General features: G+C 68.1%; 17 protein-coding genes. 10 read left to right on the forward strand and 7 right to left on the reverse strand.

Annotated features, from left to right (window positions below):
- Positions 1-32: 32 nt before the first annotated feature.
- Positions 33-1,934 (reverse strand): serine hydrolase domain-containing protein, encoded by a 1,902-nt coding sequence (locus tag AC1Q6P_RS03695; protein WP_492663293.1) that lies wholly within the window; start codon positions 1,932-1,934, stop codon positions 33-35.
- 202 nt (positions 1,935-2,136) lie between these two features.
- On the opposite strand from AC1Q6P_RS03695, the gene AC1Q6P_RS03700 reads away from it, so the two are divergent.
- The 3 genes from AC1Q6P_RS03700 (at position 2,137) to AC1Q6P_RS03710 (ending at position 5,115) form a co-directional block, all read left to right on the forward strand.
- Complete coding sequence (locus AC1Q6P_RS03700) at positions 2,137-3,789, forward strand: peptide chain release factor 3 (RefSeq protein ID WP_102768943.1); 1,653 nt, start codon at positions 2,137-2,139, stop codon at positions 3,787-3,789.
- Positions 3,790-4,144: 355 nt separating this feature from the next.
- On the forward strand, positions 4,145-4,336 hold the full coding sequence (locus tag AC1Q6P_RS03705) for a hypothetical protein (RefSeq protein WP_102768942.1): 192 nt from the start codon (positions 4,145-4,147) through the stop codon (positions 4,334-4,336).
- Between the two features lie 140 nt (positions 4,337-4,476).
- Positions 4,477-5,115: an NAD(P)H-dependent oxidoreductase gene (locus AC1Q6P_RS03710; protein WP_492663294.1), complete on the forward strand. Its 639-nt coding sequence runs from the start codon at positions 4,477-4,479 to the stop codon at positions 5,113-5,115.
- Positions 5,116-5,136: 21 nt separating this feature from the next.
- On the opposite strand, the gene AC1Q6P_RS03715 is transcribed toward AC1Q6P_RS03710, so the two are convergent.
- Entirely contained in the window at positions 5,137-5,955 is an 819-nt protein-coding gene (locus AC1Q6P_RS03715; protein WP_492663295.1) for a helix-turn-helix transcriptional regulator, read from the reverse strand.
- Between the two features lie 207 nt (positions 5,956-6,162).
- On the opposite strand from AC1Q6P_RS03715, the gene AC1Q6P_RS03720 reads away from it, so the two are divergent.
- Entirely contained in the window at positions 6,163-7,107 is a 945-nt protein-coding gene (locus AC1Q6P_RS03720) for an amino acid ABC transporter substrate-binding protein (protein WP_492663296.1), read from the forward strand.
- A 48-nt stretch (positions 7,108-7,155) separates the two neighbouring features.
- Here AC1Q6P_RS03720 and AC1Q6P_RS03725 read toward each other — a convergent pair whose 3' ends face one another.
- The 3 genes from AC1Q6P_RS03725 to AC1Q6P_RS03735 form a co-directional block, all read right to left on the reverse strand.
- The gene (locus AC1Q6P_RS03725) at positions 7,156-8,166 is read right to left on the reverse strand and encodes a PEP-CTERM sorting domain-containing protein (protein ID WP_492663297.1); all 1,011 of its coding nucleotides are present in this window, start codon (positions 8,164-8,166) and stop codon (positions 7,156-7,158) included.
- 69 nt (positions 8,167-8,235) lie between these two features.
- The gene (locus AC1Q6P_RS03730) at positions 8,236-9,258 is read right to left on the reverse strand and encodes a hypothetical protein (protein WP_492663298.1); all 1,023 of its coding nucleotides are present in this window, start codon (positions 9,256-9,258) and stop codon (positions 8,236-8,238) included.
- A gap of 333 nt (positions 9,259-9,591) precedes the next feature.
- On the reverse strand, positions 9,592-10,563 hold the full coding sequence (locus AC1Q6P_RS03735) for an MBL fold metallo-hydrolase (protein WP_171826570.1): 972 nt from the start codon (positions 10,561-10,563) through the stop codon (positions 9,592-9,594).
- A gap of 179 nt (positions 10,564-10,742) precedes the next feature.
- Here AC1Q6P_RS03735 and AC1Q6P_RS03740 point away from each other — a divergent pair, with 179 nt between their 5' ends.
- The 6 genes from AC1Q6P_RS03740 (at position 10,743) to AC1Q6P_RS03765 (ending at position 16,959) form a co-directional block, all read left to right on the forward strand.
- Positions 10,743-11,123: a SirB2 family protein gene (locus AC1Q6P_RS03740; RefSeq protein ID WP_102768934.1), complete on the forward strand. Its 381-nt coding sequence runs from the start codon at positions 10,743-10,745 to the stop codon at positions 11,121-11,123.
- A 28-nt stretch (positions 11,124-11,151) separates the two neighbouring features.
- On the forward strand, positions 11,152-12,138 hold the full coding sequence (locus AC1Q6P_RS03745) for a helix-turn-helix transcriptional regulator (protein WP_492663299.1): 987 nt from the start codon (positions 11,152-11,154) through the stop codon (positions 12,136-12,138).
- A 97-nt stretch (positions 12,139-12,235) separates the two neighbouring features.
- Complete coding sequence (locus AC1Q6P_RS03750; RefSeq protein WP_492663300.1) at positions 12,236-12,871, forward strand: hypothetical protein; 636 nt, start codon at positions 12,236-12,238, stop codon at positions 12,869-12,871.
- A gap of 141 nt (positions 12,872-13,012) precedes the next feature.
- A complete protein-coding gene (gbpA, locus tag AC1Q6P_RS03755; protein ID WP_492663301.1) occupies positions 13,013-14,419 on the forward strand; it encodes an N-acetylglucosamine-binding protein GbpA in 1,407 nt (468 codons plus the stop codon).
- A 129-nt stretch (positions 14,420-14,548) separates the two neighbouring features.
- Positions 14,549-16,255 carry a phosphoethanolamine transferase gene (locus AC1Q6P_RS03760; protein WP_492663302.1) on the forward strand — a complete coding sequence of 569 codons (1,707 nt, stop codon included), beginning with the start codon at positions 14,549-14,551 and terminating at the stop codon, positions 16,253-16,255.
- Positions 16,252-16,959 carry a phosphatase PAP2 family protein gene (locus AC1Q6P_RS03765; RefSeq protein ID WP_492663303.1) on the forward strand — a complete coding sequence of 236 codons (708 nt, stop codon included), beginning with the start codon at positions 16,252-16,254 and terminating at the stop codon, positions 16,957-16,959. Before AC1Q6P_RS03760 ends, AC1Q6P_RS03765 begins: the two co-directional genes overlap by 4 nt.
- Positions 16,960-16,966: 7 nt before the next feature.
- On the opposite strand, the gene AC1Q6P_RS03770 is transcribed toward AC1Q6P_RS03765, so the two are convergent.
- Together AC1Q6P_RS03770 and AC1Q6P_RS03775 are read right to left on the reverse strand one after the other, a co-directional pair.
- Positions 16,967-18,094, reverse strand: coding sequence for an HD-GYP domain-containing protein (locus AC1Q6P_RS03770; protein ID WP_492663304.1), 1,128 nt, complete (start codon positions 18,092-18,094; stop codon positions 16,967-16,969).
- 75 nt (positions 18,095-18,169) lie between these two features.
- Complete coding sequence (locus AC1Q6P_RS03775) at positions 18,170-19,084, reverse strand: DMT family transporter (RefSeq protein ID WP_492663305.1); 915 nt, start codon at positions 19,082-19,084, stop codon at positions 18,170-18,172.
- Positions 19,085-19,108 lie beyond the last annotated feature (24 nt).

The raw sequence follows: 19,108 nt of genomic DNA on the forward strand, positions 1-19,108 counted from the left end.
CTGCGCGGCGATTCAGTACGCCGAGCGGCGCCTCAAGAGCCCTCGGCCGGCAGGCGCGCCAGCGCCTCCTTGGCCGAAGGCAGGTCCGGATTGAGTGTCAGCGCGCGGCGGTAGGCCGCGCGGGCTGCAGCCTTGTCGCCCAGGCTCAGCAAGACCTCGCCCAGGCTGTCCCAGGCATTGGCCGATTCGGGGGCCAGCTCGGTGTTGAGCCGCATCAGCGCCAACGCCGTCGTCTTGCGCCCGCTACCCAGCTCGCGATAGGCCTGATCGTTGAGATAGACCTCGCTGCCGGCTTCGTCGCCCGCTTCTCGCAAGGCCTTGTAGGCCGCCAGGGCCGCGGCCTGCTCGCCAGCGAGCAAGAGCTCGCGCGGTGCGCGCGTGCCCTCGGCCAGGCGCGGCAGCAGCAAGGGCTTGCCAGCACGCTGTTCCAGACGCAGCTGCCATTGCCCCTGCGCATCGGCTTCAAAGCTGCGTGCCTGTTCCTGCTCGCGCTGCAGATAACGCCCTCCGGCCACGGGCACCAGCTCGCTGGCGCCTTCTCCACCTCGCGCCAGAAAGAGCTGGCGGCCTTCGCGGGTGATCTGCATGAACTGCTCACCGTTGACGCGGTAGCGCCCCGGCGCCCGCTCCAGCGCCTCGGCGCTGACCGGCACAGGCTCCAAGGCCTTGACGCCCGGCCAGCGGTACTCGAAAGCCACGGCGCGGCGCAGCTCGTCCATCAGGGCCGGCTGGTTGGCATTGATCATGATGGCCATGCCCACACCGGCGCTCGGGTGGGCCATCAGGCTGGCGCAGAAGCCCTCGTTCCAGCCGCCATGGGCGAAATAGACCTCGCCCTGCTCCTGCGGCAGGCCGAAACCCAGGCCATAGCCACTGCCGGCGCGCGCACTGAGCATGTCCTTGACCAGGGGCACGGGCAGCAGCGCCTTCTTGTCGCCGCGCCAGGCGGCTTGCACGCCCAGCGCAAAGCGGGCCAGATCCTGCGAGGTGGTCCACAGGCCGGCGGCGGCCAGCTCGGGGTAGGTGTTGCGCTGACCGGGCACGGCGCGCCCATCGGGCAGCACGCCGGCGGCCGCGCGCGCCAGCAAGGGCGCAGGCAAAGGCTGGGCAAAGCGGCTCTCGCGCATGCCCAGCGGCCCCAGCACGCGGCGCTGCATCAGCTCGGCGAAAGGCCGACCCTCGGCCTCGCTCATCAAGAGCTGGGCCACGGTATAGCCGCCGCCCGAATAGCGAAAGGCCTGACCCGGCCGCTGGTCAACGCGCACGGCGGCCGAGTTGGCCGGCGGCTTGCCCTCCAGCAAGGTGGGCACATCGGGCACCGCCACCCTGGGGGCATAACCCATGAAACCATGGACCGTCAGGCCGCCGGTGTGGCTGAGCAGATGGTCCAGCGTGACCGGCTGCTGGGCGGTCCATTCGTTGTCGGGGATGCGCCAGGCCTTGAGCCGGGCATTGACCGGCTCCTGCAGCGCCAGCTTGCCGTCGCGAACCTGGGTCAGGGCGCCGAAGGCGGCCACCGGCTTGCTGATCGAGGCGGCCTGGAACAAGGTGTCGGGCCGCACCGGCAGGCTGGCCTCGCGGTCGGCCAGGCCGAAGACGCGGGTCCAGGCCAGGCCATGCCGGTCGATCACGGTGATGCTGAGGCCGGGCACGCCGTAATGCTTCATGCGCGCTTCCAGCGTCCAGGTCGGGTCGCCGACAAAGCTGACCGGTGGCCGCAGGCCGGCCAGCACCCGGGCGATGCGGGCCTCCTGGGCCGAATCGCTGGCCCCAGCAGAAGGTGAGGTGGCCGGTTTGGCGGCTGCCGCCGTCAGGGGCGCTGCCAGCGCGGCACAGGCCAGGGCCAGGAGGGAGCCGCGCCAGGGCTGCGCCCGCGTGGTGGCCCCGCTGGCTGAGGCAGCACGGGAAGAACGGCGCGGGCGAAGTGTCGACATGATGGCGAGCCACGGCAAAGCGGCGGGGGCAAAAAAAAGTTGCCGGCAGGGTAGCCAGACCGACTTGCGCCGTCCAGCCCCGGCCGGACAGGCCGCAGCCCGGGCGGTCTGAGCTGCCGCTGCGGCCGACCGGGGCTTGCGCTGCGATAATCCGCCCCTTTCCCCCTGACCCGTGCAGCCTTTGCGGCTGCGCGCCGCCGCCATGTCCGTTGTCGATCCGCAGCCCGCCTCGTCCCCTGTCCCCTCCCATATTGAGAGCGAGGTCAAGCGCCGGCGCACCTTCGCCATCATTTCCCACCCGGACGCGGGCAAGACCACGCTGACGGAAAAGCTGCTGCTGTTCTCGGGCGCGATCCAGATCGCCGGCTCGGTGAAGGCGCGCAAGGCCTCGCGCCATGCCACCTCGGACTGGATGGAGATCGAGAAGCAGCGCGGCATCTCGGTGGCCTCCTCGGTGATGCAGATGGAATACCGCGACTGCGTGATCAATCTGCTCGACACCCCGGGCCACCAGGACTTCTCGGAAGACACCTACCGCGTGCTGACCGCCGTGGACGCGGCCCTGATGGTGATCGACGCGGCCAACGGCGTGGAGCCTCAGACCCGCCGCCTGCTGCAGGTTTGCCGCGCCCGCAACACGCCCATCCTGACCTTCGTCAACAAGATGGACCGCGAGGTGCAGGAGCCTCTGGCCCTGATGGACGAGATCGAGCGCGAGCTGGGCATGACCGTCGTGCCCTTCACCTGGCCGGTCGGCATGGGCAAGCATTTCCACGGCGTGATGGACCTGCGTGAAGAGCGCATGCGCGTCTTCTCACCCGGAGAGGACCGCGTGGCCGGTGACGAGGAAGTGCTGGAAGGGCTGCACAACCCGGCTTACGCCGAGCGCTTCGGCATGCAGTACGAACAGGCCGAGGGCGAGATCGAGCTGGTGCAGGATGCCGCTGCGGCCTTCGATCACGAGGAGTTCCTGTCCGGCCGCCAGACGCCCATGTTCTTCGGTTCGGCCGTCAACAACTTCGGCGTGCAGGAAATCCTGGACGCCCTGGTGCAGCTGGCCCCGGCGCCGGGCGAGCGCGCCGCCATGCAGCGCGTGGTCAAGCCCGAGGAGCCCAAGTTCACCGGCGTGGTGTTCAAGATCCAAGCCAATATGGACCCGGCCCACCGCGACCGCATCGCCTTCCTGCGCGTGGCCAGCGGCCACTTCGAGCGCGGCATGCGGCTCAAGGTGGTGCGCAGCGGCAAGGAGCTGCGCCCGAACACGGTGGTGAGCTTCCTGTCGCAGCGCCGCGAGCTGCTGGACGAAGCCTTTGCCGGCGACATCATCGGCATCCCCAACCACGGCGTGCTGCAGCTGGGCGACACCATCACCGAAGGCGAGGCCCTGCAGTACACCGGCCTGCCCTTCTTCGCGCCGGAAATGTTCCGCTCGGTCGAAGTGGCCGACCCGCTCAAGACCAAGCAGCTCAAGGCCGGCCTGCAGCAGCTGGGCGAAGAAGGCGCAATCCAGGTCTTCCGCCCCATGGCCGGCAGCGTGCTGCTGCTGGGCGCCGTGGGCCAGCTGCAGTTCGAAGTGGTGGCCCACCGCCTCGAGCACGAATACGGCTGCAAGGCCCGCATCAGCGGCAGCCGCTTCCAGGTGGCCCGCTGGGTCACCTGCGACGACGAGAAAGAGCTCAAGCGCTTCATCGACGCCAACGACCACCGCATGGCCCTGGACGCCGTCGACGCGCCCACCGTGCTGGTCGAGTACGCCCCCGAGCTGCGCGCCATCGAAGCCAACTGGCCCAAGATCAAGTTCCACGCGCTGCGGGAGCACGCCGGCCTCGTCTTCCAGAAACGACTGGAGGGGTAAGTTGGGACAGAGCCGAGGCCCTGCGGCCTTGGCGTCGCCCAACTTACGACAGACCGCGTCCCGCGCGGGCTGGCCGGGGAGAGTCAGGACCGAGTTGGATGCCTGCGCATCCAACGACGCCTGACGAACGCTTTTCACGTCCTGCGTGCAAAGGCCGGGGAGAGCCGGGACCGAGCTTGATGCCTGCGCATCAAGCGACGCCCGGTGAACGCCGTGCACGTCTTGCGTGCAAAGGCCGGGACAAGTTGGGACAAAGCCAAGGCCCTGCGGCCTTGGCGTCGCCAAAACATCCACGCGGCTGTGCTAGCCTGAGCCGAAACATGGCACAGGCCTTCCGGCCCGAGGAGCGGTGGCGATGCAAACCCTGAACGAGATGCTGGCACTCAAGCTGCTCAGCCCCGAGCAGCATTTCGAGATCCTCAGCTGGACCACCCAGGCCAAGACGCCGGAGCGCATCCTGGAGATGCCGCCACATCTGTGGCGCTCGCTGGAACTGGCCAGCGTGCTGCTGGACGGCCAGGGCTGCGGTCTCAACCAGCGCGGCTGAACGCGGCCGCCTGCGGCGCTGCAGCAGCAGACCCGATCCAGCAGGATTCTGATAGCGCGAAGCGGCGGGCGCTGCGCACACTGCGCAGACCTGTTGAACTCTCTTCACGGCACGTCCCCGCGACGCTGCCTCGCGCCACGATGAATCTCCTGCTCGTCACCGCACACCCGGACACCGGGTCTTTCAACTTCGCCATGCGCGAGCGCGCACAAACCGTGGCCCGCCGGCTGGGCCTGGGGCTGCAACACAGCGATCTGTACCAGCAAGGCTTCTCCCCGGTGCCGGGTCGGGCCGATTTCCGCGCCTTTCCCGAGGCTCAGCTCTTGCAGCTGGGTTCGGCCCAGCGCGAGGCCACCCGCCACGGCGGCTTTGCCGCCGACATCGCCGCCGAGCAGGACAAGCTGCGCTGGGCCGACGCGGTGCTGCTGCAGTTTCCACTCTGGTGGAGCAGCTATCCGGCCATGCTCAAAGGCTGGATCGAGCGGGTGCTGAGTCTGGGCTTTGCCTACGGCCCCGACCCGACCCTGGAACCGCGCGCGCTGATCATGGCCTTGACCACCGGCGGTGCCGCCGATGCCGAGGACGCACGCGCGACCGAGGCCCATGTGCGCAGCCAGCTGGCCCAGCCGGTGTTCGGCTACATGGGCTGGGGCGCGCCGCGCCTGCACTTGGTCCATGGCCCGGCCCGCATGAACGAGTCCGAGCGTGTGCGGGCCTTGCAGCACTACGAGCAATGGCTGGAAGCCGAACTGCAGACCCTGCGCGCCAGCGCGCGCTGATCGGCAGATGACGTGCGCCGCTCAAGCCGGCTGCAGACTGGAAGGCACGCGCCCGAACTCGCGGCGGAAGCTGCTGCTGAAATGGCTGTGCGACGCAAAGCCGCAATCCAACGCCAGCTCAGTCAGCTGGCCGCGTCGCTCGGGCAGCTGGGCCAGCGCGGCCCGCAGACGCAAGCGCTGCAGATGACCATGGATGCTCTGCCCGGTGTGCTGACGAAACACCCGAGCGGCATGAAAGGCCGAGGCGCCGCAGGCGCGGGCCAGCGACTCCAGGCTCAGCGGCTGCGCAAAGTCCATCGCCATGCGCTCACGCAGCGCTTCGACCAAATCTTCCTGCCGACGCTGGCTGCGGCGCGCAGGCGCCCGCTCCGCAGCGGCTGGGCGCTGCAAGCGCAGGATGAGGGCCAGCACACGCCAGCCGGCCTCGTCCCGTGCCAGGGCATCGGGCGCTGCGCCCAAGGCATGCACGGCCAGGGCCAGCTCGGGGCTGCTGGGCAGCAGGCCGCTGACCAGATCAGGCGCCCAGGCCTGCAAGAGCGGGGCCGGCAGTTGCAGGCAACGGCTGCGGCGCCGCTGTGCCGTGGGTGAGGCCAGTTCAAAGCCCTCGCCCGCGGCCAGCAAAAACACCTGGCTGGGGTCGATGACGCGCGGCCGAGCGCCGGCCAGGCGCCGCAGGTCCATGCCCTCGAGCATGAACTCGATCTGGAAGCGCGGCAGCTGTTCCTCGCGCCAGGCACTGACCCGGCCCGAGCAGTGCCATTCACTCCAGCCCAGACGCGCCTGATCCTCGGGCATGACCTGGCCCAGGTCTTCGCTCCAATCGGGAAATCTTGCCGCCATGCTGCTCTTGATGTCACCGAGCCGCCGCCCGTGGCCGGCATGCTAGCAGTACGGGGTTTGAACCTGGCGCCGCTCTGTTATGGTTTGAGCTCACGCACGATGGGCGGACAGAACCTGAGTCTGGCCTGCCCGTGACCCCACCACCCCGCCTGGGTTCCGCCGCCTTCGGGCCGGATCAGGACATCGTCGCCGCACAGCCTCCACACCATGCCAAGCAATCGCATCTCCTGCCCCCAGCCCCTGCGGCGCAAGACCAGGCCCTTGCCGCTGATCCTCGGCGCCATGACTGCCGCGGCTCTCACCCTGCCGGCACAGGCCGGCCAAGGCAGCCTGGACAGCATCCGCAGCAGCGGCGAGCTGGTGATCGGCTACCGCGCCGATGCCGTGCCCTTTTCCTACGACCTGCCCGGGGGCAAGCAACCGGTCGGTTATGCCATCGAGATCTGCAAGCAGATCGCCGAGGCGATGAAGAAGGAGCTCAAGCTCAAGGAGCTGACCCTGCGCTACAAGGCGGTGGACAGCAAGCAACGCTTCCCGGCCGTGGCCGAGGGCCAGGTGGACCTGGAATGCGCCAACACCACCAACAATCGCGAGCGCCGCGACAAGCTGGGCATGGCCTTCACCATCCCGCACTACATCGCCGGCACGCGCATGCTGGTGCGCAAGGATTCCAATATCGAACGGGTGGAAGACCTGGGCGGCAAACGCGTCATCACGACCAAGGGCACGACTTCGGCGCCGCTGATCAAGAGCAAGAGTCAGGACCTGGGCCTCAAGCTGACCCTGCTCGAGTGCGACGACGACCAGCAATGCTTCAACGCCGTGGACAAGCGCCAGGCCGATGCCTATCTGATGGACGACATCCTGCTCTACAGCTTCCGCGCCAGCGCGCCCAAGCCCGAGGATTTCGCCGTGGTCGGCAAGCTGCTGTCCATCGAGCCGCTGTCACTGATGATGAGCAAGAAGGACCCGGCGCTGAAGAAGTTTGTCGACGCCGAGATGGGCCGTCTGATCCGCGGCGGCGAGGTGGCCAAGCTCTACAAGCAGTGGTTCGAGTCGCCGATCCCGCCCAAGAATGCCAACCTCAATGTGCCGATGAACTACCTGATGCGGGATTCGCTCAAGTTCCCGACCGACCAGGTCGGGGACTGAACGAAGCCAGCGGCGGCCTCCCGGTCGCCGCTGCCTGCGGCCGAGGGCTCAGCGCTCCTGCTTGCGCATACTGCGGCGCCACTTGAGGCCGCCGATGGCCAGCAGGCCGAGACCGAGCAAGGCCGCGCGGCCCGGTTCGGGTACCGGGGTGGTGATCACCGGCAAGGCCTGGCCGGGATCGAAGCTGAGGCTGGTGCCTTCGGCCACGCGAATGGCATCGATGGCCAGGCTGTGCGAGAAATCTGCGACACCGCCGTTCTCGGCCGCGGTAAAGAGGAAAAGGTGAAACTGCAGGTAGTAACTGCCGCACAACGGTGAGACCACACCCGCGGGGCAATCGTACCGGGTCGAATCGGCCGTGACACTGAAGTGCTGGTCCACCTCGGCGCTGCGGTTCAGGCTGTTGGTCTGCACGCCCACGGTCTGCAGATTGCGCTGCGCCGTTGTGGGCCAGTGCGCCAGTTGGTTCAGCAGAGCCTCGCCCTCCAGGTTCGGGTCGATGCCGATGTTGGCAAACAGACGCTGATAGCCACCTTCGTTGACATCACTGGGCGAGCCCAGGCCATAGGCTGCCACCACGGCGCGCGAAGGATCGGCGCCGGTGGCGGCGCGGTCGCCCAAGGTCTGCAGACTGCCCGTCAGATGCAGGTCCAGCGTCACCGGGGCGGCATTGCTCAAGAACGCGGAGAAGCTGATCATGGAGTAGCCATGAGCCAGGCTGATCGTGGCGTCCGGGTCCAGCGCCTGGAACGCGCCGCTGAAGCTGCCGATGCGGCCGGCGGCCACGGAGTTGCGGGCCTCGGCCGAACGGCCGTCCAGGGTCAGTCGAGCCTGGCTGTCTTCGGCCAGCAGCCCGTCACCGTAAATGTGACGATGGAAATCGTTCTGCAACCGGCCATCGATCAGGGCCACGGCCGAGGTCTTGCTCTCCATCACATACCAGCGATTGAGCTCAGGCGTGCCGCTCGCCAGCACGCTGCTGGCGGCCAGAGCCAGGACGCTGGCCACCAGCGCTTGGGGGCGGAAAGAGGGGCGATTCAGTACTTCGGAAACAGTCATGGGGGAGGCAGTCAAAGAAACGAAAAATCAGTCATCCATCCGAGCAGCAATGTGAACGCAAGGCCGGCCTCAGGGCGCGACCGGCGAACGCTCGAAGCGACGGCCCAGCAAGGCCGACCAGCCCCGTGCCAGCAGACCGCCGGCCCCACGCGGCTCAGGCTCGCGCAGCGCGTGCACGGGCAGCTCGGCGCCGGGCTCAAAACTCAGGGCGCAGTCCTCGGGCAGGTGCAGCGCCTCCAGGCTCAAACCCGGTGAAAAATCGGCCACGGCGCCGTTCTGTGCTTCGGCAAACAAAAACAACTCGAAGCTCAGGCGGTGGCGGCCGTGAAGCGCTGGGTCCACACCGTCCTCGGGGCCAAGGCAATGGCTGTCAGCCTGCACCGACAGCTGCTGCTCGATCACCAGATCCTGCATGTGCGCGCTGGCGCGGGCACCAAAGGTCTGCAGCTGGGGCTGGCTGCTGCAGGGCCAGGCGCGCAGCTGATCCAGCAAGGCCTCGCCCTCCAGCTCATGCCCCAGACCCAGCTGGCGGAACAAGCGGGCACGCCCGGCTTGCTCGCCATCGGCCGTGGAGCCCAGGGCAAAGGCCGCCACTGCGGCCCGCGAAGGCAAGGGCAGCACCCCCGAGCGCGGACCGCTGACACGCAAAGTGCCGCTCAAATGCAGATCCAGCACGGCCGAGACCGGGCGCTTGAAATCAATGCAGAAACTGAGGCTGCTGTGGCTGTGCCCCTGGCTGAGGCTGAGACCAGGATCGGCAGCCTGCTGCGCGGAGGCATAGCAGCCAGCATGATGAGGCGCCACGGTGGCAAAGCTCAACACCGAACGACCTTCGCCAGCCACCGAAGCCTCGCTGTCCAGGGCCAGCCCGCTTTCAGAGAAATCGGCCCGATCCTGCTCGCTGAGGGCCGCGCTGTCGATCGCAGCGGCCGCCTGGGTGTGGCTGTGCTGCGGCTGCCAGCGCTGCCAGGCCGCCTGAGCCGACAAAGGCATCCAACGCACACCGGCACGACGCGCCAGCTGACGCAAGGACAAGCCCGGCTGCGGCCAGGCCGACCGGGCACCCGCAGCCAGGGCTGCAGGGGCAGACATCAAAAACTGCTCGGCGGCGGACAGGGCCATGACGACAACAACTCCCGGGCTCGTTCGAAGCCGGGGCCGGGCGTCCGCCCATCAAGAGCAGGGCCTGAACAGGGCCAATCCAGAATCGAAACCGACAACAAGGACAACACGCAAGGTTCACGCCCGCGGCGAACGGCCTTCAGGCACGGTCACCGGAGCACTCCTACACACGGCACAGAAGCACCGCGAAACCGCCGGCATTCTGTGCGAGGCCCCGCGCCGTTCGTGAATTACTTACGCTTTGTTTCCTCGTCGTCCCTAGAACTTGGGGGGAGGGCGGCCCTGCGCCTCCCCGGTTCAAGTTCAGGGCTTGCTGCTGTAGTTGGTGGGTACCCAGATGTAGCCCTTGCCATCGGCGCGCAAGCGGCCAATGCCGGGGAAGGCCACATGGGCCACACCGACGTAATAGCCATGCTTGGCGGCATCGGCGTAGGCTTTCTCGCGCTGCGGGCGGGCGGCCTTGGAGTCGCTGTCGAACTGGATGGTCACCGAAGGGTCCGGAAACTGCACCGCGGCCACATGCATCAGATCGCCCCAGATGGCCAGCTTCTGGCCCTTACTCTCGGCCACGTACACCGTGTGGCCGGGCGTGTGGCCGTAGGTGGACACCGCGCGGACGCCGGGCACCAGTTCCACACCTTGGACCGAGCCCTCGAAGGGCTTGAAGCGACCGGCCTCCTGGTAGGGCTTGATCGACATCATGGCACCCTTGAAACCGCCTTGCGCGGCCTCGGGGGCCTTGGCCATATTGGCCTCGCTGAGCCAGTGGTCGGCCTCGCGCTGGTCGATGCGCACCACAGCGTTGGGAAATGCGGGCTTGCCCTCGCTGAGCAGGCCGCCGACATGGTCACCGTGCAGATGGGTGATGTAGACCTCGTCGACCTGCTCGGGCTGGTAGCCGGCCGCCTTGAGATGGCCGAGCAGCTTGCCCAGGGTGGGGCCGAACAGGCTGGCGGCGCCGGTGTCGACCAGCACCAGTTTGCTGCCGGTGTTGATCAGATAGCCATTGACCGAGGTCTCCAACGGCACGCCGAGGTAGGCATGCTGCAAGGCACGCGCCACCTGGCCCGGCTTGGCGCCGGTGAGCAGCTTGTCCATGGGCAGGTCGACGGTGCCGTCGTTCAGGGCCGTGACTTCGAAATCCCCCAGCATCATGCGGTAGTAGCCCGGCGCCTGGGTTTTGACCTGGGGCGCGGCAGCCTCGGCGCTGAGCGGGAGGGCGCCAGCCAGCAGGGCGGCGGCCAAGGCAAGACTCGTGCGGACATGTGAGGACATGGGGTGTTTCCTTGAGCTGAAGAGGACGCGAAGGGTCTGGCGGTGCCAGGTCTTGCGCAGCATAGCAAGCCGGCCCGCCCCCCGTCTGACGCGGGTGACAATGCCCGAGAACGCCAGACTTCTTGACAACAGCCTGCCGTCGGACGAAGCTGGCCGCGCGAACGCCAAAGACCCACACCATGTATTCCTTCGACCTGCAGATGAGCGAGATCCATGTGCTGCTGGCCTGGTGCAGCGTGGCGCTGTTTCTGGTGCGCGGCCTGGCCTTCCAGCTGGGCGGTCAGTGGGCGCTGGACAGCCGCTTGAGCGTGCTGGTCTTCGGCATCGATCTGCTGATGACCATCACGGGCCTGAGCCTCTGGGTGCTGCTGTTCATGAACCCCTTTCTGCGCGACAGCTGGCTGCTGGCCAAGCTGATCGCTCTGGTGGTCTACACAGTCTGCGCGCACTGGGCCATGGGCCAGGGCGAGTTCCGCAGCCTGGGCTATCTGCTGGCCCTGCTGGCCCTGGCCTATATGCTGGGCTGCTCGATCACGCGCAGCCCCTGGCTGGGGCTGTGAGCCTTGGCCACGGCGCCGGCCTGAGTCCATGCAATCCAGCCGCCTGCTGGCCATCCTGCTGCGCCTGCAGGCCCAGGGCCGGGTCAGCGCGCAGGCGCTGGCCGAGGCGCTGGAGGTGTCGGTGCGCACCGTCTACCGCGACATCGACGCGCTCAGCGCCGCCGGCGTGCCCGTCTATGCCGAGAAGGGCCGGCGCGGCGGTTTTGTGCTGCGCGAGGGTTACCGCACCCGGCTGACCGGCCTGGACCGGCCCGAGGCCGAAACCCTGTTCTTCGCCGGTGCGCCCTTTGCCGCCGAGCAGCTGGGCCTGGGCGCGGTGCTGGAGACCACGCGGCTCAAGCTGCTGGCCGCCATGCCCGAGGCCATGCAGCAGGACGCCCAGCGCGTGGCCTCGCGCTTTCACCTCGACCCGGTGGCCTGGTTCCAGGGCCCGGAGGCGCAAGGCCTGCTGCCCGAGCTGGCCACGGCGGTGTGGACCGGGCGCATGCTGCAGCTGCACTACCGGCGCTGGCAGGGCGAGGTCGAGCGCCGTGTGGCACCCCTGGGCCTGGTGCTCAAGGCCGGGCTTTGGTACCTGGTGGCGGCGGCGGGCGGCCAGGTGCGCAGCTACCGCGTCAGCGCGATTCTGGCGATGACGGTGGAAGACGAACTGGCGCCGGCCCTGCCCGGCTTTGAGCTGCAGCGCTACTGGCAGCAGTTCTGCGCCGACTACGAAGCCCGCATGGCCAGTGGCCGGGCCCGCGTGCGGGTGCACCCCGAAGCGCTGCGGCGCCTGTCTGAGCTGAGCCTGGCCGTGGCCCGGGCCGTGGCCGACGCGACACCACCGGCCGCGGCCGAGGCCTGGTGGGAGTTGGAGATCCCGATCGAATCCATCCCGGCCGCCGTGGGCGAGCTGCTGCGCCTGGGCCCCCAGGTGCAAGCCCTGGAGCCACCCGAGCTGCGGCAGGCCCTGGCCGAGGCGGTGCAGCGCTTGCAGGCGATTTACCCGCCGAGGGTCAATTCTGAAAATAGCTGACACGCCTTGTCAGTTTTTGGCGCCGAGACTGAAGGTGTCGGTCGGCGCCGTCGCCCACAGCGCGCTGGCCTCCATCCATGAACTTCAGGAGACCACCATGACCCTGCCTCGAACTCAGCTCCCCAGCGCGACCCGCCACCCCGCACCGCATGAGCTGCAACGCCGACATCTGCTGCAGCTGGGCGCAAGCCTGGCAGCCGCCGGCAGCGGCAGCAGCGCGATGGCCAGCGCCAGCAGCGCCGGCCGCCCGGATCAGGGCGGCAGCCCCAAGCCGCCCTCGCCCACCGGCCGCCCCGGCGATTTCGACTTCCTGCGCGGCGAATGGCGCATCCAGAACCGCCAGCTCGACAAGCACGGCGTCTGGCAGCAGTTCGAGGGCGAGGCCTCGGTCTACGCCATCCTGGCCGGCATTGGCAGCGTCGAGGAGCTGCGCATCCCCTCGCGCCAGTTCAGCGGCATGGGCCTGCGCCTGCTCGATGTCGAGCGCAAGCTCTGGGCCGACCACTGGGTCAATGCCCGAAGCGGCGTGCTGACACCGCCCCCGGCCTGGGGCAGCTTTGTCGACGGCGTGGGCATCTGGGACAGCCAGGAGCAGGACGGCGACTCCCTCATCATCGACCGCGGCATCTGGGACCAGATCACGCCGCAAAGCTGCCGCTGGACACAGACCCGCTCGCGCGATGGCGGGCGCAGCTGGCAGGACAACTGGGTCATGCACTGGCAACGCCGCTGAACACATCGCCTCACCGGCGTACACCGGCGGTTTCATAAGTTACTGCAAACCAATATAAAACCAGATAAACCCCAATCCAAAACCACTTGTGCGCGATGTGCGCACTGCGCAGAATCGTCCGACCCCAACAAGGAGGACGTTATGCGCATCAGAACCCTCGCTCTGGGCCTGCTGGCCGCCACTCTGCCGGCCCTGGCCACCGCCCACGGTTACATCAGCGCGCCCGAGTCGCGCAGCCTGCTCTGCAGCAAGGGCGGCAACAGCAATTGCGGCCCCATCCAGTACGAGCCGCAAAGCCTGGAAGGCCCCTCGGGCTACCCGTCCGGCGGGCCGGCCGATGGTCGGCTTGCCAGCGCCGGCCTGACCCAGTTCGGCAGCATGGACGAACAGACCAGCACCCGCTGGACCAAACGCGCCATCAAGGCCGGTGCCCAGACCTTCTCCTGGACTTTCACCGCCAACCATGCCACGCGCAACTGGCGCTACTACATCACCCGCGCTGACTGGAACCCCAACACCAAGCTCAGCCGGGCCTCCTTCGAGACCCAACCCTTCTGCACGGTGGACGGCGGCAACAGACAGCCGCCCAAGACCGTCAACCACACGTGCACCGTGCCGGCGCGCAGCGGCTACCAGATCATCCTGGGTGTCTGGGAGATTGCCGACACGCCCAACAGCTTCTACAACATGGTGGACGTCAGCTTCGACGGCACGCCGCCCGTCACCACCTGGAACCCCAAGGGCACCATCTACCCCTCGGTGGACCTGGCCGCCGGTGACAAGGTCGCCACCCGGGTGTTCGACACCAAGGGCGAGCGCCCCGAGTTCCAGACCCGCATCACCATCGCCAATGCCACGGATGGCCAGCGCAACACCTGGCCCTTCCTGCTGGCCAGCCGCATCAATGCCGAGCAAAGCCAGCTCAAGGCCGGCCAGAAGGCTGCCGACGGCAGCATCAGCCCGGCCTATGGCCAGAACGAGGTCTTTGTGCGCAGCGACAGCGGGCTCGACCGGGTGGAGATCCAGATCGACAAGGCGCCGCCGCCCAATGTCGACCTGCTGGTCAACGGCGTGGCCGCCGAGTACACCGCGCCGACCAGCGGGCCGCTGAACCTCAGCTTCAGCGTGACCGCCGTGGGCGAGCTGGACGTGACCGCCACCTTGTTTGACGCCGCCGGCAACAGCAAGGCCCAGGCCAGTGTCTCGCTGAACAACAGCGGCCAGACCCTGAACCTGGCGCTCAACCCCGCCACGGCCGGCGCCTACAACCTGGTGGTCAAGGGCAGCCCCAAGGCCGGCGGCAATGTGCTGCAGAAGACCTATGCCATCACCGTCAAGCCGGCCGGCACGAGCACCTACGACTATGTGTTCCCGAACAGCCTGGCCAGCTACAAGGGCGGCACCAAGGTGCTGCAGCCCAAGAACGGCAAGGTCTACGAGTGCAAGCCCTTCCCCTACGAGGGCTGGTGCCGGCAGTGGAGCAGCAATGCCACCGCCTACGAGCCCGGCGTGGGCGCCCACTGGAGCGATGCCTGGATCGCGCGCTGATCACGCCCGTCAGCGCTGAGCCTCAGGCTGCCGCCTGAAGGTGCTGAAATCTGCCCCCGTCCTGCCGAAATGGTGGGGCGGGGGCAAGTCCTTAAGGGCGGCTTCATCGGCATCGGTTCCAATGTGGGGATGATCGCCTTTGCCTCCTCCCGGACCTCCGCTCCCCCCCCCGCACGACCTCGCTTCACGCTGGCCCTCAGCGTCGAACAGCTGCTGCTGATTTCCAGCCTGTTCTGGCTGTTCAGCGCCAACCGATTGTTCTTTGCCGCGGCGCTCAAGGACCGCCTCGCCAGCGACGCCAGCAGCTGGGGCTTCGGCCTGGCCATCGGCGTGATGGTGCTGGCCCTGCATGTCTTTCTGGTCGGCCTGGTGGCCCACCGCTGGACCATCAAGCCGGTGCTCAGCGTGCTGCTGATCGGCACCGCCTGCGCCACCTTCTACATGCAGACCTACGGCGTCTACCTCGACCCGACCATGCTGCGCAACACCTTGCGCACCGACCCGGCCGAGGCCTCGGAGCTGCTCTCCCTGCGCATGGCCGGCCATGTGCTGCTCTGGGCCGGCCTGCCCCTGCTGGCGCTGTGGCGGGTGGAGATCGTGCGCCGCCGCAGCTGGCAACGTGCGCTGGGGGTGCGCCTGGGCGTGCTGCTGCTGGCCCTGGCCACGGCGGTGGCGGCCATCATGGCGGTGTTCCAGCCCTTCTCCTCGCTGATGCGCAACAACAAGGAGATCCGCTACCTGATCACCCCGGCCAACTACATCTGGTCCCTGGGCTCGGTGATCGCGCAAGACCTGAAAGGTGCGGCCAAGCCGCGCCAGCCTCTGGGCCTGGACGCGAAACCGGGCGCGCAGATGAGCGCCCGCGCCAAGCCCCTGGTGCTGGTGCTGGTGGTGGGTGAAACCGCACGCGCGGCCAACTGGGGCCTGAACGGCTATGCCCGCCAGACCACGCCGCAGCTGGCACAAGTGCCGGAACTGATCAGCCTGCCGCCGGTCGAGGCCTGCGGCACCAACACCGAGACCTCCCTGCCCTGCATGTTCGCGCCCATCAGCCGGCGCGATTACGACGAAGCCCGCATCCGCGGCAGCGAGTCTCTGCTGCACCTGCTGGCCCGCGCCGGCGTGCAAGTGCACTGGCGCGACAACCAGAGCGGCTGCAAAGGCGTCTGCGACGGCCTGCCCAATGACTTTGTCGATGACCAGAACGCCCCCGGCCTGTGCGACGGCAAGCGCTGCCTGGACGAGGGCCTGATCGCCGACCTGGACGCCCGCCTGGCGGCGGCCAAGAGCCAATCCGCCTCCACCCACCTCTGGGTCATGCATCAGCTGGGCAACCATGGTCCGTCCTATTTCCGTCGCTACCCCGAGGCCTTCGAGCGCTTCAAGCCGGCCTGCCAGAAGGACGATCTGCGCCTGTGCAGCAAGGAAGAGATCGTCAACGCCTACGACAACGCCCTGCTCTACACCGACCATCTGCTGGCCGAGCTGGTCAAGAAGCTCAAGGCGCGCTCGGACGAGGTGGACACGGCCCTGATCTACGTCTCCGACCATGGCGAATCGCTGGGCGAAAACGGTCTGTTCCTGCATGGCATCCCCTACGCCATCGCCCCCAAGCAGCAGACGCAGGTGCCCATGCTGATGTGGGCCAGCCCGGGCTTCGGTGCCAATGCCGGCCTGGACATGGCCTGCCTGCGCCAGCGCGCCTTGCAAGCCGAGCCGGCACCTCGCCATGACCACCTCTTCCACACCGTGATGGGCCTGCTCGATGTGCACAGCAGCGTCTTCGCCCCTGAATGGAACCTGGCCCAGAACTGCAAGATCGGGGCGGCGAAATGAGCGCCGCGGGTCAGAACGCCAGCGCCCCGGCCTGGCGCCGGGATCTGCTCCTCACCCTGCTCGCCCTGGCCTTGCTGGCCTGCTGGGAATGGAGCGGCCTGGACCTGAGCATCTCGCGCCTCTACGGCGATGCCAGCGGCTTTCGCTGGCGTGAGGCCTGGCTGACCGCCGGCCTGGGCCACCAGGGCGGGCGCAACCTGGCCTGGCTGATCTTCATCGGCCTGATCGTCGACGCCGTCCGGCCCTGGATCGCCCGCCCGGGCCGCTCGGCCCTGCCCAGTCCGGCCGCTGCTGAGCGGCGCTACTGGCTGTGGATCAGCCTGGCCTGTCTGATTGCCATCCCCGCGCTCAAGCAGGTCAGCCAGACCAGCTGCCCCTGGGATCTGCAGGAGTTCGGCGGCAGCGCGCCCTATGTGCCGCATTGGCTGCTGGGTGTGAAGGACGGCGGCGGCGGCCACTGCTTCCCCTCGGGCCATGCGATTGCGGCCTTTGCCTTCTTCAGCCAGTTCTTCCTCTGGCGCCAGGAACGCCCGGCCATCGCCCGGCTCTGGCTGGCCGGCGTGCTGGTCTTCGGCACCTTGTTCGGCTGGGCCCAGCTGGCGCGTGGCGCCCATTATGTGAGCCACACCATGTGGTCGGCCTGGATCTGCTGGGCGATCTGCGTGGCGGCTGCGGCCTGGCGGGCGCGCCGCTCGCAGGCCTGACAAGGCTTCAGTCCGCCAGACGGCGGCGGATGTCGGCGCGCGCGACCTCGGCCGCGGCCAGGGCGGCGACACAGTCGGCATCCAGCCGCCCCGCCGCCACCTCGCGCTGCAGCTCGGCCAGGCAGTCGGCCTCGCTCCAACGCGGCTTGTAGGGCCGCTCGGTGGAGAGCGCGTCGTAGACATCGGCCACGGCAATGATGCGAGAGACCAGCGGAATCTCCGCCAGGCGCAGTCCCAGGGGATAGCCCGAGCCATCGCCGCGCTCATGGTGGCCGCCCACCACCTCGCGCATGACCTGGGCCGCCGGGTCGCCTTGCAGGCCCAGATCGGCCACCATGTGCTCGACCAGATCGAGGCCGATCTGCACATGGCGCTTCATGTGGGCAAATTCCTCGGCGTCCAGCCGGCCCGGCTTGAGCAGGATGCGATCAGGGATGCCGACCTTGCCGATGTCGTGCAAGGGCGCGAACAGGTGCACGTACTCGACCTGCTCGTCGCTGAGGCCATGGCTGGGCGCCAGCGCCTTGGCGATCAGGCGCGCGTAAGCCGCCATGCGCTCAAGGTGGCGGCCGGTCTCGACATCGCGGATGCGGGCCAGGCCGGTGGCGATGTCCACCGCACCCACCAAGGTGTTCACCGCCGCCAGGCGCAGCAGATAGAGCTGGCTGACGATGTCGGCAAAGATGTCCAGAAAGCCCGTGACCTCGGGTCCGAAGGCGTTCGCCTCCTTGGCATCGAAGAACAGAAACGCCGCCAGCTCATGGCCGCTGAAGATGGGCAGGGTGTAGCTGCTGCGGTACTGCTGCTCACGCAGCCAGGCCGTGTGGGCGCTGGGGTGGGCAAAGCTGGCCTCGATGTCCTGCACCACCCGTGTGCGGCGCTCGTTCTTCAGCTGCAGCAGCGAGGGCACGTCGGCCAGCACCGCCTCATAACGCTGCAGCGCCTCGCCATCCTCGTTGCTGCTGGCAAAGGTCTTGAGCGCATCGCTGACCGGGTCGTACAGCGCCAGCGCCATGCGGCCGATGGCTGGAAAACGCGCCTGGATGATGCTGTGCAGGCTGCGCAAACGCCCGGCCAGGCCGGACTTCTCGACTTCCAGCTGGTGCAGGGCCCAGGTGGACGGTGGCAGGTTCATATCGGGCTCTCCCGGGCCGTCTGCCTCCCAGGTCAGCGGCCGCCTGCGACCATCCTAGCCCGCCTTGCCCCGGGCTCAAGCCGCGGATTGACGGGGATTTGCGGCCGAAATGGGCGGAGGCGGCGCCTTTTTGCGGAACACCAACACATTGCCCGCCATCACGCAAGCCAGGCCCAGCAGGGCCGGCAGCGTCCAGCGGTAGCCCTCGAACAGCGCCGAGACATTGAGCGCCACCACCGGGAAGAGCACCGTGCTGTAAGCCGCCCGCTCGGGGCCGAGGCGGCCAACCAGGGTCAGGTAGGCGGTGAAGCCGATCACCGAGCCCGGGATCGCCAAGTAGAGCAGCGCACTGCTGTAGCGCCAGCCCGGCTCGTAAGCGAAGGGCACGCCTTGCAGCAGGCAGTAGCTGAGCAGCAGCAGGGTGCCGACCAGCATGCCCCAGGCGTTCGTCTGCGCCGGCTTCAGGCCCTGGCCCTGCAGAGCGGCTGACAGCAGATTGCCGGTCGAAAAACACAGCGTGCCACCCAGGGCCCAGGCCAGGCCTTGCAAGGTGCTGGCACTGGCGCCATGGGCGCTGATCTCGGGCCAGAACAGCAGCAGCAAGCCGCCCAGGCCCAGCGCGCCGCCGGCCAGCACCTGGGGCGCCAGGCGCCGGCCATGGACCAGGCGGCCCAGCAGCGCATTCCAGAGTGTGGAGCTGGAGAACACCACCGCCACCAGGCCGCTGTGGATCAGGGCGCTGGCATTGAGGAAGCAGACGAAGTTGAAGCAGAACAGGCACAGGCCCTGGCCCAGCACCCACAGGCCCGCTCGGCCGCGCGGCCGCTGCAGCTGGCCACGCCAGGCCAGCCAGGCGAACAGGATCAGCGCCGCCAGGGCAAAGCGGTAGGCGATCGACAGCGGGATGGGCACCACGCCCAGCTGCCACTTCAGGGCGATCCAGGTCGTGCCCCAGATCAGCACCACCAGGGCGTACAGAATGGCATTCACAAACACAGCTCCTCGGAATCAGGG

The sequence above is a fragment of the Roseateles sp. GW835-FHT13E02 genome (genome assembly GCF_058794035.1).

What these genes read in the sequence shown, in the direction of transcription:
- AC1Q6P_RS03725 (WP_492663297.1), bottom strand. Translation starts at nt 8,166, where the DNA reads ATGACTGTTTCCGAAGTACTGAATCGCCCCTCTTTCCGCCCCCAAGCG.
- AC1Q6P_RS03740 (WP_102768934.1), top strand. Translation starts at nt 10,743, where the DNA reads ATGTATTCCTTCGACCTGCAGATGAGCGAGATCCATGTGCTGCTGGCC.
- AC1Q6P_RS03700 (WP_102768943.1), top strand. Translation starts at nt 2,137, where the DNA reads ATGTCCGTTGTCGATCCGCAGCCCGCCTCGTCCCCTGTCCCCTCCCAT.
- AC1Q6P_RS03750 (WP_492663300.1), top strand. Translation starts at nt 12,236, where the DNA reads ATGACCCTGCCTCGAACTCAGCTCCCCAGCGCGACCCGCCACCCCGCA.
- AC1Q6P_RS03760 (WP_492663302.1), top strand. Translation starts at nt 14,549, where the DNA reads ATGATCGCCTTTGCCTCCTCCCGGACCTCCGCTCCCCCCCCCGCACGA.
- AC1Q6P_RS03745 (WP_492663299.1), top strand. Translation starts at nt 11,152, where the DNA reads ATGCAATCCAGCCGCCTGCTGGCCATCCTGCTGCGCCTGCAGGCCCAG.
- AC1Q6P_RS03695 (WP_492663293.1), bottom strand. Translation starts at nt 1,934, where the DNA reads ATGTCGACACTTCGCCCGCGCCGTTCTTCCCGTGCTGCCTCAGCCAGC.
- AC1Q6P_RS03705 (WP_102768942.1), top strand. Translation starts at nt 4,145, where the DNA reads ATGCAAACCCTGAACGAGATGCTGGCACTCAAGCTGCTCAGCCCCGAG.
- AC1Q6P_RS03735 (WP_171826570.1), bottom strand. Translation starts at nt 10,563, where the DNA reads ATGTCCTCACATGTCCGCACGAGTCTTGCCTTGGCCGCCGCCCTGCTG.
- AC1Q6P_RS03710 (WP_492663294.1), top strand. Translation starts at nt 4,477, where the DNA reads ATGAATCTCCTGCTCGTCACCGCACACCCGGACACCGGGTCTTTCAAC.
- AC1Q6P_RS03765 (WP_492663303.1), top strand. Translation starts at nt 16,252, where the DNA reads ATGAGCGCCGCGGGTCAGAACGCCAGCGCCCCGGCCTGGCGCCGGGAT.
- AC1Q6P_RS03730 (WP_492663298.1), bottom strand. Translation starts at nt 9,258, where the DNA reads ATGTCTGCCCCTGCAGCCCTGGCTGCGGGTGCCCGGTCGGCCTGGCCG.
- gbpA (WP_492663301.1), top strand. Translation starts at nt 13,013, where the DNA reads ATGCGCATCAGAACCCTCGCTCTGGGCCTGCTGGCCGCCACTCTGCCG.
- AC1Q6P_RS03720 (WP_492663296.1), top strand. Translation starts at nt 6,163, where the DNA reads ATGCCAAGCAATCGCATCTCCTGCCCCCAGCCCCTGCGGCGCAAGACC.
- AC1Q6P_RS03770 (WP_492663304.1), bottom strand. Translation starts at nt 18,094, where the DNA reads ATGAACCTGCCACCGTCCACCTGGGCCCTGCACCAGCTGGAAGTCGAG.
- AC1Q6P_RS03715 (WP_492663295.1), bottom strand. Translation starts at nt 5,955, where the DNA reads ATGGCGGCAAGATTTCCCGATTGGAGCGAAGACCTGGGCCAGGTCATG.